The sequence below is a fragment of the Streptomyces sp. NPDC036822 genome (genome assembly GCF_055609145.1).
In genome coordinates this window covers 124,836-136,942 of record NZ_JBVJPY010000004.1, presented here as the reverse complement: position 1 = coordinate 136,942, position 12,107 = coordinate 124,836, and the positions used below count along the sequence as shown (strand labels likewise).

The window sequence follows — 12,107 nt, the reverse complement described above, 5'->3', positions numbered from 1 at the left end:
CCCGATGCAGTTCGGCCGCACCTACGAAGAGTTCGAAGTCGGCGCCGTCTACAAGCACTGGCCCGGAAAGACGGTCACCGAGTACGACGACCATCTCTTCTGTCTGCTGACGATGAACCACCACCCGCTTCACATGGACGTGAACTACGCGGAGAACACGACGGACTTCGGGAAGAACGTCGTCGTCGGCAACTACATCTACTCGCTGCTGCTCGGCATGTCCGTCCCGGACGTCTCCGGCAAGGCGATCGCCAACCTGGAGATCGAGTCGCTGCGCCATGTCGCGCCGACCTTCCACGGCGACACCATCTACGGCGAGACCACGGTCCTCGACAAGAACCCGTCGAAGTCCAAGAACGACCGGGGCATCGTCTACGTCGAGACCAAGGGCTACAAGCAGGACGGCACCCTCGTGTGCGTGTTCCGCCGCAAGGTGATGGTCCCGACCGAGACGTACATCAAGGAGCGCGGCGGCGAGCAGCCCGGCCGCCCCACGCTGATCGAGCCCTCCAAGAAGACGGAGAAGTAGCCATGGCCCGACTCGCCCAGACCGCCGGGCTCACGGACGTCCAGCAGGAGATCCTGAAGACCGTCCGGGAGTTCGTCGACAAGGAGATCATCCCGGTCGCGACCGAGCTGGAGCACCGCGACGAGTACCCGCAGCAGATCGTCGACGGGCTGAAGGAGCTCGGTCTCTTCGGCCTGATGATCCCCGAGGAGTACGGCGGTCTGGGTGAGTCGCTGCTCACCTACGCGCTGTGCGTGGAGGAGATCGCCCGCGGCTGGATGTCGGTCTCCGGCATCATCAACACCCACTTCATCGTCGCGTACATGCTCAAGCAGCACGGCACGCAGGAGCAGAAGGACTACTTCCTCCCGCGGATGGCGGCCGGCGAGACGCGCGGCGCCTTCTCGATGTCGGAGCCGGCGCTCGGCTCGGACGTGTCGGCCATCACGTCCAAGGCGGTCAAGGACGGCGACGAGTACGTCCTGAACGGCCAGAAGATGTGGCTGACGAACGGCGGAACGTCAACGCTGGTCGCCGTTCTCGTCCGAAGTGACGAAGGACACCCGGAGGGCACCGCCCCCCACAAGTCGATGACGACCTTCCTCGTCGAGAAGGAGCCCGGCTTCGGAGAGGTCCGCCCCGGCCTCACCATCCCCGGGAAGATCGACAAGATGGGCTACAAGGGCGTCGACACCACCGAGCTCATCATGGACGGACTGCGCATTCCGGCCAATCGGGTCCTCGGCGGCGTCACCGGCCGAGGGTTTTACCAAATGATGGACGGTGTCGAAGTCGGGCGGGTCAATGTCGCCGCCCGTGGCTGCGGCGTCGCTCAGCGTGCCTTCGAGCTGGGTGTCTCGTATGCCCAGCAGCGTCACACTTTCGGCAAGGCCATCGCCCAGCATCAGGCGATTCAGTTCAAGCTGGCCGAAATGGCTACCAAGGTGGAAGCCGCTCATGCGATGATGGTGAACGCAGCGCGCAAAAAGGACTCCGGGGAACGAAACGACCTCGAAGCAGGGATGGCGAAGTACCTCGCCTCCGAGTACTGCAAGGAAGTCGTCGAGGACGCCTTCCGTATCCACGGTGGATACGGATTCTCCAAGGAGTACGAGATCGAGCGCCTCTACCGCGAGGCCCCGATGCTGCTCATCGGTGAAGGTACCGCCGAGATCCAGAAAATGATCATCGGTCGCCGGCTGCTCGAGGAGTACCGCTTCCAGGGGTGATGTCGCTTTTGAGTCGGTTCGGCCGCGAAGAAGATCACACCCTGACAGCGTTTGCCGAGGGTTTCCGGCCGACCGACTCGGCTTCTGGCTTGCCCAGTTGCGCCTCGCAACCGATAGCATCGCCCGAAAGCCGCCGTCCCCCGCCAGTGCGGCATCATCCGCTACGAAGGTCATTCATGCCCCACAGCCAAACCTCTGCACCTCGCGACAGCCTCGCTGGCGTACGCCTCGCGCGCGGAGCCTCGCCGTGGCTCCTGCCGACCGTCGCCACCGCGGCCCTCAGCCTCGCCCGGGCGCGCAAGTCCGGGCGCTGGGCCGCTGTCGCCGTGCCCACCACCGCTCTCGCGGCGGGCATGCTGTGGTTCTTCCGCGACCCCGAGCGCGAGATCGCTCAGGGCCGGGTCATCTCCCCCGCCGACGGTGTGGTGCAGAGCATCATGCCGTGGAAGGACGGGCGGACCCGGGTCGCCATCTTCATGAGCCCGCTGAACGTCCACGTCAACCGCGCGCCGCTGGCCGGCACGGTGACCTCCGTGGAGCACATCCCGGGCGGGTTCGTCCCGGCGTTCAACAAGGAGAGCGAGAACAACGAGCGCGTTGTCTGGCACTTCGACACCGAGCTGGGCGACATCGAGATGGTGCAGATCGCGGGGGCCGTGGCCCGTCGCATCGTGCCCTACATCCCCCAGGGGACGAAGGTCGAGCAGGGCGAGCGCATCGGTCTGATCCGTTTCGGGTCGCGCGTTGACATCTACCTTCCGGAAGGTGTCGACGTCGCTGTCGAGGTCGGTCAGACCACGACTGCGGGGGTGACTCGCATTGACCGTGATTGATCCCGACACACGGGCCGGCGACTGGGTCGCCGACGCGGAGGCGGACGGTGCCGAGGACTCCGAGGAGATGCCGCTGTCGCTGAGGCTGTCCATAGCGGACGCCCTCACGCTCGGTAACGCCACGTGCGGCTTCATGGCGGTGTACTTCACCACCACCGGCATCCTCATCCCGCACCTCACGGGCAGTTCCGAGACCGGCATGGCGCGCAACAGCGCCGCCACCGCCGTGATCCTCATGCTGGCCGCGGCGATCTTCGACCTCTTCGACGGCATCGTGGCCCGCAAGCTGCGCAGCTCGCCGATGGGCGCGGAGCTGGACAACCTCTCGGACCTGATCAGCTTCGGTCTGGCCCCGGCCTACTTCGTGCTCGTGTACGGAATGGTCGCGGACGACGCCCAGCAGAAGGTCTCGGCGGTGGCCGCGATCGTGGTGCTGCTCGCGGTGGTGCTGCGGCTGGCGAGATTCTCGTGCGTGACGATGAAGGACGGCATGTTCCAGGGCATGCCGAGCCCATTCGGCGCACTGACGGTCGTCTCGATCGTGCTGCTGGAGCTGCCGTTCATCCCGACGTTGCTCGCGATCATCGGGGTGGCGTGGCTGATGGTGAGCCGGGTCGAGTACCCCAAGCCGCGGGGCGTCCTCGCGGTGGCGATGCTCGCCTGGATCGTCGGCGCCATGGGCATGCTGGCGGCCTGGGCCTTCGACGCCCCGGGCGGGCAGTTCCTGCTCCAGACCGGCTGCGCGCTGCAGGTGGTGATGGGCGCCGTGATCCCCCTCTTCGCGACGGCCCGTCGGGTGAACACCTTCCGCGGCAACCGCCGCGAGAGCCGCGAGGCCCGCGCGGCCCAGGTGCCGTAGCCACGCTCCTGGACGAGTGAGCCAAAGGGGCGCGGCGGTTCCGAGAGGGAGAGCGCGCACAGGCCGTGAGGTACGAGCGGCCGAGCACGGTCGACCCTCGGAGCCGACGTGAGCGCCCCGGAGGCGAACCGAGTCCCCGAAGCTACGGAAGGGGCCCGAACGCGACAGACGCGTTCGGGCCCCTTCCGTATGACCGCCTCCGGCCGGAGCTGCTTGTCAGAGCTGCTTGTAGTACAGCGTCGTGGGGCGCAGGGTGCCCGAGGGGTCGGCGGCGAAGTCAGGGATGGTGCCGGCCCGCGTCCAGCCCGCCTTGCGGTAGAGGCCCTCCGCGGGGCTGTCCGTCCGGGTGTCCAGGATCAGGAGGGTGAGGCCCTCGCCGGCCGCGTACTCCTCCGCCGCGGCGAGCAGACGGCCGCCGAGGCCCTGGCCGCGCGCCGCGCGGTGGACGATGAGCCGGGCGATCTCGCCCCGGTGCCGGCCGTTCGGCTTGTCCGTACGGGAGAGGGTGACCGCCCCGAGGACCTCGCCGGACGGAGCGCGGGCGGCCCAGACCTCGCGGGCGCCCCGCTCCGCCTCCTCGGCGACGGTGAGCCACCACGCGGCCGCCGCCGACGTGTCCAGGGGCGCGAGGAAGCCCAGGGAGGCTCCCCCGTCGACCGCGTCGACCAGGAGCGCGGCGAGGCCGTCGGCGGCCTGGGCGCGGACGCGCGCGGGGTCGAGCCGCTCGACGCGCGCGGCGGGGCTCAGCCGCTTCTCCAGGCACAGCAGGCCCGGCCGGTCGTCCCACGGACGGACCGTCTCGAAGCCGAGCTTTCGGTACAGGGCGAGGGCGTGCTCGCGCCAGAGCCAGACCGACAGACGCACGGCGGGCGCGCCCGCCGTCGCGGCCCGGCGCAGCGCCCCGTCCATCAGGGCCGCCGCCGTGCCCCTGCCCCGGACCGCCGGGTCGACCCAGAGGCGCTTGATCTCCGGCACGCCGTCCGCGTGCGGCGCGGTCAGCACGACGGCCCCGGTGGCGGTGCCCGCCCCGTCCACGGCCAGCAGGAGGGTGTCGCGCGCGAAGGCGGTCGCCGGGGAGAGGACCTCGGCGCGGTAGGCCGGCGGGAGGGCGTCGGGGGAATCGACCGGAACGCCCTTCTCCGCCTCCGTGCCGAGGTGGTACGCGCCGAGGAGGGCGGGGATCCGGGGATCGTCGAAGGTGGCCGTCCGGACCGTGACATGCTCGTTCATGGGCCGAGCATCACATTCCGTTGTTGCCGTCAGGTGACACGAGCGCCGACCCTACGATGATCACATGCGTGTACTCCTCGCGGGCGCCACGGGCGCGGTCGGCCGGCTGCTCCTCCCCCTCCTCCTCGAAGCCGGTCACGAGGTCACCGGCCTGACGCGGTCGGCCGACGGTCTGGACCGGATCAGGGCGAGCGGCGCACGGGCCGTGCGGGCCGACGCGCTGGACGCGGACGGCCTGGGCCGGGCGGTGGCCGAGGCGGCACCGCAGGCGGTGATCCACCAGCTGACGGATCTCTCCGGCGCCGACGGCGCCGCGAACAACCGGCTGCGGCGCGAGGGCACGCGTCACCTCGTCGACGCCGCCCGCGCGGCCGGTGTCGGCCGGATCATCGCCCAGTCGATCAGCTGGGCCTACGCGCCCGGGGACGGCCCGGCCGACGAGTCCGTACCGCTCGACGGCACCGACGAGCAGCCGCGGGCCCGGATCGTGGCGGGTATCCGGGCGCTGGAGGAGACCGTCGCCGAGCTGCCCGAGGCGGTGGTGCTGCGGTACGGGATCCTCTACGGCCCCGGCACCTGGTACGCCCCCGGAGGTCCGGTCGCCGCCGCGCTCGGCGGCGATCCCGGGGCGCGGTTCCTGGGAAGTCTCGCGGCGGACGACTCCGTCAGCTCCTTCGTCCATGTCGCGGACGCGGCACGGGCGGCCCTGCTCGCCCTGGAGTGGCCCGCCGGCGCCTACAACGTGGTGGACGGGGAACCGGCCGCCGGGCACGCCTGGGTTCCGGCCCTGGCGCGGGCGCTGGGCGTGCCCGCGCCGGTCCGGACGGCGGGCGGCGCGCCGTGGGCCCGGGGCGCGGCCGGCCGCCGGGCCCGGGCCCAGGGGTGGACACCGGTGCACCCCTCCTGGCGTGACGGATTCGCCCGCCAGGAGGGGTGAGGATGGGGCCCGGCCGGGGTGTGCGGCGGCTCGTCGCGCACCCCGGCCGGGCCCGGCGGGTCAGCCCGCCTTCGGGGTGTAGCTCTGCGCCGCCTCGGAGACGAAGGGCTCGCGGACCGTCCGCATGCCTCCGGGGACGGTCTTGTCGGGCTGGATGATGACGGACTCCAGCGACGAGGGCGCCTTCGGGTCGCTGAAGTCGTGCTTGATGCCGAAGCCGGCGTCGTAGTCGCCCAGCGTGAGGAGCGCCTTGTCGACTCCCTCGCGGGTGAGGTCCTTCTCGGCGCACGCCTTCTTCAGGGCCTCGCCGAAGACGCTCGCCGCGGTCCAGCCGGCGACGATGCCGTTGTCGAGGCTGTCGCCCGGATAGGCGGCCTTGTAGTCGGCGACGAGCTTCTTGGCGGCCGGGGTGTCCGCGCCGATCGGGAGGCTCGGGGAGGCGAACCAGTACATCTTCTCCAGCGCGGGACCGGCCTGCGTCCCGAGCAGTTGCGGGGCGAACGCCGAGTTGTTGCCGACGATCGGCACCTGGAGCTTCACCGCCGCCGCGACACCCACGAGGGAGGCCGCCTGGCGCGGGCCCGCGCTGATGACGACGGCCTTGACGCCCGCCTTCCGCAGCGCGGCGACCTGCGCCGACATGTCGTTGTCGGTGGGCTTGATCTTCTGCTCCACCACCGTGAGCCCCGCCTTCTCGGCGGCGTACTTGGAGCCGGCGAGGGCGTTCTCGCCGTAGTCGCCCTCGAAGTAGACGTGGCCGAGCTTGTCGCCGGACTTCAGGCCCTTCTCCTTGACCAGGAAGTCCACCGCGTTGATCGTCTCCACGTCGTACGTGGCGCCGACGACGCGGATGTACGGAGAGCCGAGCAGCGAGGCCGACCATGCCTGCGGCAGGACGACCCCCTTGTCCTGGCCGTCGATGCGCTGCTTGACGGCGGCGACGAACGGGGAGCCGATGAACTGGGCGTAGCCGACCACCTTCGGTTCCAGCTCGGTGTACGCCGACAGCGCCTTCTGCGGGTCGTACCCGTGGTCGCGGACCGTCAGCTCCAGCTGCCGGCCGCAGATCCCGCCGGCGGCGTTGGCCTGCTTGACGTACAGCTGCTGGGCCTGCGTGACGCTCTTGCCGAGGGTGGCGTAGACCCCGGTCATGTCGGTGAGCGCGCCGATCGCGATGGTCTTGTCGGTGACGCCCTTGCCGGCCTTCACCCCGCCCGCGCCGGTGCCCTGGTCGTCGCCGCTCTTGGCCTTGGTGCTGCATCCGGCCGCGGTGAGCGCGACCAGGACGGCGAATGCGGCGGTCAGGCCCCGCACAGCCTGTCGTCGGTGGTTCATCTGTCCTCCCCTGAGGATTGCGTGGTGCGTGAGGGTTGTTTGGTGCGCCGTGCGGCCAGCCGGACCAGGCCTCCGGGCAGGAAGAGCACCACCGCGACGACGGCGGCGCCGTAGAGATAGCGCGAGGCCTCCCCTGGTGCGATCCCGCCCGTCCCGGGGGCGGAGACCAGGGGTAGTGCGTCGCTGTACCGGTTGAGGAGCTGCGGCAGCAGGGAGACGAAGACGCCCCCGACCACCGCTCCGGCGACCGAGCCGAGACCGCCGATGACGATCATGGCCAGGTATTCGAGGGAGAGCATCATGCCGAAGTACTCCGGCACGGTCCGCTGGAAGACCAGCGCGAGAAGGACGCCGGCGAGGCCCGCGTACATGGAGGACAGGACGAAGACGGCGGCCCGGTAGCGGGCCACGGGGATACCCATGACGCCCGCCGCGATCCGGTGGTCCCGGATGGCGTTCATGGCGCGGCCGGGGCGGCCGCGCAGCACCCCGCGGGCGAACAGCGCGCCGACGAGCACCAGGACCAGACCGAGGTACCAGAGCTTCTCGGCGGCGCCGAACGGCACCTGGGCGACGAGGAGTTCGCTGTCGTCGAAGGTGAGGCCGAAAAGGCTGAGCGGGGGCACCGCCCGGCCGTTGAAGCCGCCGGTGAGGTCGTGGGCGTTGAAGAGGACGTGCTGGCCGATGAAGATCAGCGCGAGGGTGGCGATGCCGAGGTAGGCGCCCCGGAGCCGTCCCGCGATCGGGGAGAACACCCCTCCGGCGAGCCCCGCGAGCATGACGGCCAGGACGGCGGCGAGCCAGCCGGGGAGGCCGAGGCCGGTGAGCCCGTCGTCACCGTCGCCGGCGAAGGCGCAGTAGCCGTAGGCGCCGACGGCGAGGAAGAAGGCGTGGCCCATGGAGAGCTGACCGGTCGCGCCGGTGAGCAGGTTGATGCCGATGGCGCCGATGGCGGCGGCCATGGCGAACAGGCCGGCCTGGAGCCAGAAGCGGTCCAGGTAGAACGGGAAAGCGGCGAGGACGATGCCGGCGACGGCCCAGCCGTACACCCGGGGACGGGCGACGGCGGCGAACCCGCGGCGGGGCAGCGCGTCAGACACGGGCCAGCTCCTTCGTGCCGAAGAGTCCGGCCGGGCGGATCAGCAGGACCGCGACCATCACCAGGTACGGCGCCAGGTCGCCGATGCCCCGGCCGAGGAAGGTCAGATCGCCCTGGTAGCCGGTGGCGAGGGACTCGGTGATCCCGACGAGGAGCCCGCCCACGAGGGCGCCGGTGGTGGAGTCGAGCCCGCCGAGGATCGCGGCCGGGAAGGCCTTCAGCGCGGCGAGCGAGGTGGAACGCTCCAGGCCGGGGGTCGGGAAGACGGTGAGGAAGAGCGCGGCCACGGCGGCGAGCCCGCCCGCCACCGCCCAGGCGCCGAGCGAGACCCGGCCGAGCCGGATGCCCATGAGCGCGGCGGTCTCCTGGTTCTCGGCGGCGGCGCGCATGGCGACACCCCACGAGGTGTGGCGGAAGGCCAGCAGGAACGCGGTGATGAGCAGCGCCGCCGCGAGGAAGGCCGCGATCCGGGTCTGGGCGATCGTGACGGGGCCGAAGGTGACGACCGCGTCGCCCCACGGGTCGCCGAGCGCCAGGATGTCGGTGCCGATGCGGCGGGTGAGTTCGGTGGCGAGCAGGATGTCGACGCCGATGGTGACGATGGCGAGCACGCTGTGGTCGGAGCCGCGGTACCGGCGCATGACGAGGAACTCGACGGCCGCGCCGACCACGGCCGCGCCGGCGATGCCGACGAGCAGCGCGGGCCAGAATCCGATGTCGTCGTGGAGGACGGCGGTGAAGTAGCCGCCGGCGAGCAGGAGCGAGGCGTGGGCGAAGTTGACGACCTCGGTGGCGCGGAAGATCACCACGAAGCCGAGGGCGATGAGGGCGTAGATGGAACCCAACGAGACGCCGTTGAGCAGGAGTTCGGCGAAGGTGGTCACTCGGCGGTCTCCTCTCCGAGATAGGCGCGGACGACCGCCGGGTCGTTCTGTACGTCGCCGGGGGCGCCGTCGGCGATGCGACGGCCGAAGTCGAGGACGGTGACGGCGTCGGCGAGCCGCATCACCACTCCCATGTCGTGTTCGACGAGGACGATGGAGATCCCGAGGCTGTCCCGCACGCCGGCGATGACGGCGGCGGTACGACGGCGCTCGTCGGCGGTCATCCCGGCGACGGGCTCGTCGAGGAGCAGCAGCTTGGGCTCCATGCACAGCGCACGGGCGAGTTCGGCGAGCTTCTGCTGCCCGTACGGAAGGGATCCGGCGGGCTGCGCCAGCTGCTTCTCCAGGCCGACGAACGCGGCGATCTCCCGGACGCGGGCCCGGTGGCGGGCGTCCTCGCGGGAGGCGGAGGGGAGCCGGAGCCCGGCGGCGACGAAGCCGGTGCGGGTGAGCCGGTGGCGGCCCAGCATCAGGCTGTCCTCGACGGTGGCCATGGGCGGGAGCGCCAGGTTCTGGAAGATCCGGGCGACCCCGAGGTCCGCGATCTTGTGCGGCGGCAGTCCGGTGAGCTCCTGGTCCCCGAACCGAACGGAGCCCGAGGTGGCCTTGTAGACCCCCGACAGCACGTTGAAGCAGGTGGACTTGCCGGCGCCGTTGGGGCCGATGACGGCGTGGACGGTGCCGGGCCGGACGGTGAACCCGATGGAGTCGAGCGCGGTGAGTCCGGCGAAGCGGACGGTGACGTCCCGCACCTCCAGGGCGGGGACGGGGCTGGTGGCGTCCGGTGTCCCGGCCGGTGCGGTGGTGTCGCTCATCGGGCTTCCTCCCAGCGGGAGAGCACGGGGTGTGCGGTGGCGGCGCCCGCAGCGTCGGCGGCGGCGTCCTCGTCGACGACGCCCAGATAGCGGCGGCGCACCTCGTCGGAGGCGGCCAGTTCGTCGGCCGGTCCGGAGAGGGTGACCTCGCCGACCTCCAGGACGTACGCCCGGGAGGCGAGGCGCAGGGCGAGCGCCGCGTTCTGCTCGACGAGCAGCACGGCCGTGCCCTGGGCGTTGATCTCCCGGATGGTGTCGGCGATGCGGGCGGCCATCAGCGGCGCGAGACCGAGCGAGGGCTCGTCGAGGAGGAGCAGCTTCGGCGAGGCCATCAGGGCGCGGCCGACGGCGAGCATCTGCTGTTCGCCGCCGGAGAGCAGCCCGGCACGCTGGCTCCCGCGTTCGGCGAGGACCGGGAAGAGCTCGTGGACCCGGGCGAGGGCCGATGCCTTCGCCGCGCGGTCGCCGGGCGCCCCCAGCGCCCCGGCACGCAGATTGTCCTCGACGGTCATGCGGGCGAAGACCTGGCGCCCCTCCGGCACCTGGGAGACTCCGGCGGCCACGACCCGGTCGGGCGCGAGCCCGCCGAGTTCCCGGCCGCCGAAGCGCACGGTGCCGGAGACGACGGCACCCCCGTGGAACGACAGTGTGCGCGAGACGGCTCGCAGCAGCGTGGACTTCCCGGCGCCGTTGCCGCCGAGGACGGTGACGACGCTGCCTTCCGGCACTTCGAGCGACACCCGGCGCAGTGCGCGTACGGGTCCGTACCCCGCCGACAGGTCCGCTACCTCGAGGGCGAGTGCGGTACCTCCCATGGCTCCCCTTCCGTGGCCCGCCCGGATTCCGTGGCCTGTCCTTGCGTCGGCCTGTCCCGTCGCCGGGACCTGTTCGGATTCCGTGGCCTGTTCAGTGGCGCTCACCCCAGCACCGCGGGGGCCGCCCGTCCACGTCCGGCGGCCGAAACGCTGCCGGTGACCAGCGGGTGCGGCGGCGGGTTGTGCACGGGCACAACAGTGCGTGTCAGGGGCCTGTGGGATGAGCCGGAAGGATGGCATCCTCCGGTCATGGGACGGCGCAGACCGCGGACCGGCGATGACTGGAAGCTGCTGGCGCAGGCGTGCACGGCGCTTCTGGAACGGCTGCCGGAGCTGGTGGACGAGCATCTGAGAGAGCTGCACGCGTACGAGCCGGCGTACGGCCGGATCGTGCCGCACGATCAGCACTGGCAGGAGGCGCACGAGGCGATGCGGATCGGGATCGAGATGATCTCGGCGCCCCGCGACTCGCCCCGGCGCGATCTGGAGCACGCCGACGAGATGGGCCGGCGGCGGGCGGAGCAGGGCATGCCGCTGGAGCTGGTGGTGCACTCGTACCGCTCGGCCGGGCATTTGGTGTGGGAGGCGCTGATCGAGAACGCTGCGGCGGATCCGGCACAGCTGACGGCGCTGATGCAGTCGGCGACCATGGTGTGGCACGCCGTGGACGCGCAGGCGGACACGGCGTCGGAGGCGTACCGGGCGACGGAACTGGAGCTGCGGCGGCGCACCGACGAGCAGCTGCAGGCGCTGCTCGACGCGCTGTTGCAGGGGCAGCGGACGCCGGAGGTGGTCTCGCGGGCGGCGGCGGGCCTGGACCTGCCGGAGCACGGGCGGTACGCGGTGGTGGTGCTGCGCTACGACCGGCGGGAGGTGCCGGAGCCGTTCCACCGGCGGGTGCAGGGTGCGGGCGTGCGGTTCCTGTGGCGGATGCGGGCGGACTGCGAGATCGGCGTGGTGTCGCTGACGGAGGGCACGGGCCTGGACGCGCTGTCGGAGCTGCTGACCGGACGCTGTCCGGGGCCCGGCGGGATCAGTCCGGTGGTGTCGGGCCTCGCGGAGCTGGGCCGGGGCCGCCGCCTGGCGGAACTGGCCCTGCGCACGTGTCCGCCGGAGTCCCACGAGATCGTCCGGCTCGACCGGCGGATGGCGGGCGCGCTGGTGGTCGGCCAGCCGGAGATGGCGGGTCTGCTGATCACGGGCGTCCTGGGCGGGCTGCTCGACCTGGACCCGGCGGACCGGGCGATCCTCCTGGAGACCCTGGACGTGTGGCTCGACTGCGAGGGCTCGGCGGGCCGGGCGGCGGGCCGGCTGTACTGCCACCGCAACACGGTCTTCAACCGCCTGCGCCGTCTGGAACAGCTGACCTCGCGCTCACTGTCCCGGCCGCGGGACCTGACGGAGATGACCCTGGCCTTGGACGCCTTCCGGCTGACGGCCTCGGGCTGAGGGCGGGGGCGACGAGGCGCGGACGCACGCCGGGCGGGGCCGGCCTTGGCCCGCGCGCCGGGCGGAGGCGGCCTTGGCCCGCACGCCGGGCGGGGGCGGCCTTCCTGGCCGGTC

The 12,107-nt window shown here is 71.6% G+C and carries 12 protein-coding genes; 6 read left to right on the top strand and 6 right to left on the bottom strand.

Features of this window, described 5'->3' with window-relative positions; translation table 11 throughout:
• Nucleotides 1-4: 4 nt before the first annotated feature.
• From ACZ68P_RS11235 to pssA, 4 genes are all read left to right on the top strand, one after another.
• Nucleotides 5-529: a MaoC family dehydratase gene (locus tag ACZ68P_RS11235; protein ID WP_471005138.1), complete on the top strand. Its 525-nt coding sequence runs from the start codon at nucleotides 5-7 to the stop codon at nucleotides 527-529.
• 2 nt (nucleotides 530-531) lie between these two features.
• Complete coding sequence (locus ACZ68P_RS11230) at nucleotides 532-1,737, top strand: acyl-CoA dehydrogenase family protein (RefSeq protein WP_361849648.1); 1,206 nt, start codon at nucleotides 532-534, stop codon at nucleotides 1,735-1,737.
• 176 nt (nucleotides 1,738-1,913) lie between these two features.
• Nucleotides 1,914-2,570: a phosphatidylserine decarboxylase gene (locus tag ACZ68P_RS11225; RefSeq protein ID WP_365714682.1), complete on the top strand. Its 657-nt coding sequence runs from the start codon at nucleotides 1,914-1,916 to the stop codon at nucleotides 2,568-2,570.
• Entirely contained in the window at nucleotides 2,563-3,429 is an 867-nt protein-coding gene (pssA, locus tag ACZ68P_RS11220; protein WP_365714816.1) for a CDP-diacylglycerol--serine O-phosphatidyltransferase, read from the top strand. The genes ACZ68P_RS11225 and pssA overlap by 8 nt, the downstream gene beginning before the upstream one ends.
• Before the next feature lie 216 nt (nucleotides 3,430-3,645).
• Here the strand turns inward: pssA and ACZ68P_RS11215 are convergent, their stop codons facing one another.
• A complete protein-coding gene (locus ACZ68P_RS11215) occupies nucleotides 3,646-4,659 on the bottom strand; it encodes a GNAT family N-acetyltransferase (protein ID WP_471005137.1) in 1,014 nt (337 codons plus the stop codon).
• A 64-nt stretch (nucleotides 4,660-4,723) separates the two neighbouring features.
• On the opposite strand from ACZ68P_RS11215, the gene ACZ68P_RS11210 reads away from it, so the two are divergent.
• On the top strand, nucleotides 4,724-5,596 hold the full coding sequence (locus tag ACZ68P_RS11210) for an NAD-dependent epimerase/dehydratase family protein (RefSeq protein WP_471005136.1): 873 nt from the start codon (nucleotides 4,724-4,726) through the stop codon (nucleotides 5,594-5,596).
• Between the two features lie 60 nt (nucleotides 5,597-5,656).
• Here ACZ68P_RS11210 and ACZ68P_RS11205 read toward each other — a convergent pair whose 3' ends face one another.
• Genes ACZ68P_RS11205 through ACZ68P_RS11185 form a run of 5 tightly spaced genes read right to left on the bottom strand, consistent with a single transcriptional unit; the run spans nucleotide 5,657 to nucleotide 10,544 of the window.
• Complete coding sequence (locus ACZ68P_RS11205; RefSeq protein WP_471005135.1) at nucleotides 5,657-6,931, bottom strand: ABC transporter substrate-binding protein; 1,275 nt, start codon at nucleotides 6,929-6,931, stop codon at nucleotides 5,657-5,659.
• A complete protein-coding gene (locus ACZ68P_RS11200; RefSeq protein WP_471005134.1) occupies nucleotides 6,928-8,031 on the bottom strand; it encodes a branched-chain amino acid ABC transporter permease in 1,104 nt (367 codons plus the stop codon). Before ACZ68P_RS11200 ends, ACZ68P_RS11205 begins: the two co-directional genes overlap by 4 nt.
• Complete coding sequence (locus ACZ68P_RS11195) at nucleotides 8,024-8,914, bottom strand: branched-chain amino acid ABC transporter permease (RefSeq protein WP_471005133.1); 891 nt, start codon at nucleotides 8,912-8,914, stop codon at nucleotides 8,024-8,026. Before ACZ68P_RS11195 ends, ACZ68P_RS11200 begins: the two co-directional genes overlap by 8 nt.
• On the bottom strand, nucleotides 8,911-9,729 hold the full coding sequence (locus ACZ68P_RS11190) for an ABC transporter ATP-binding protein (RefSeq protein ID WP_471005132.1): 819 nt from the start codon (nucleotides 9,727-9,729) through the stop codon (nucleotides 8,911-8,913). The genes ACZ68P_RS11195 and ACZ68P_RS11190 overlap by 4 nt, the downstream gene beginning before the upstream one ends.
• Nucleotides 9,726-10,544: an ABC transporter ATP-binding protein gene (locus ACZ68P_RS11185; protein ID WP_471005131.1), complete on the bottom strand. Its 819-nt coding sequence runs from the start codon at nucleotides 10,542-10,544 to the stop codon at nucleotides 9,726-9,728. The genes ACZ68P_RS11190 and ACZ68P_RS11185 overlap by 4 nt, the downstream gene beginning before the upstream one ends.
• Before the next feature lie 249 nt (nucleotides 10,545-10,793).
• Between ACZ68P_RS11185 and ACZ68P_RS11180 the strand changes: the two genes are divergently transcribed.
• On the top strand, nucleotides 10,794-11,993 hold the full coding sequence (locus ACZ68P_RS11180; RefSeq protein WP_471005130.1) for an RsbRD N-terminal domain-containing protein: 1,200 nt from the start codon (nucleotides 10,794-10,796) through the stop codon (nucleotides 11,991-11,993).
• Nucleotides 11,994-12,107: the final 114 nt, after the last annotated feature.

Excerpts from the sequence above, each read along its gene's own strand:
- ACZ68P_RS11210 (WP_471005136.1), top strand. The coding sequence starts at position 4,724 with ATGCGTGTACTCCTCGCGGGCGCCACGGGCGCGGTCGGCCGGCTGCTC.
- ACZ68P_RS11205 (WP_471005135.1), bottom strand. The coding sequence starts at position 6,931 with ATGAACCACCGACGACAGGCTGTGCGGGGCCTGACCGCCGCATTCGCC.
- ACZ68P_RS11230 (WP_361849648.1), top strand. The coding sequence starts at position 532 with ATGGCCCGACTCGCCCAGACCGCCGGGCTCACGGACGTCCAGCAGGAG.
- ACZ68P_RS11235 (WP_471005138.1), top strand. The coding sequence starts at position 5 with ATGCAGTTCGGCCGCACCTACGAAGAGTTCGAAGTCGGCGCCGTCTAC.
- ACZ68P_RS11190 (WP_471005132.1), bottom strand. The coding sequence starts at position 9,729 with ATGAGCGACACCACCGCACCGGCCGGGACACCGGACGCCACCAGCCCC.
- ACZ68P_RS11215 (WP_471005137.1), bottom strand. The coding sequence starts at position 4,659 with ATGAACGAGCATGTCACGGTCCGGACGGCCACCTTCGACGATCCCCGG.
- ACZ68P_RS11180 (WP_471005130.1), top strand. The coding sequence starts at position 10,794 with ATGGGACGGCGCAGACCGCGGACCGGCGATGACTGGAAGCTGCTGGCG.
- ACZ68P_RS11185 (WP_471005131.1), bottom strand. The coding sequence starts at position 10,544 with ATGGGAGGTACCGCACTCGCCCTCGAGGTAGCGGACCTGTCGGCGGGG.
- ACZ68P_RS11225 (WP_365714682.1), top strand. The coding sequence starts at position 1,914 with ATGCCCCACAGCCAAACCTCTGCACCTCGCGACAGCCTCGCTGGCGTA.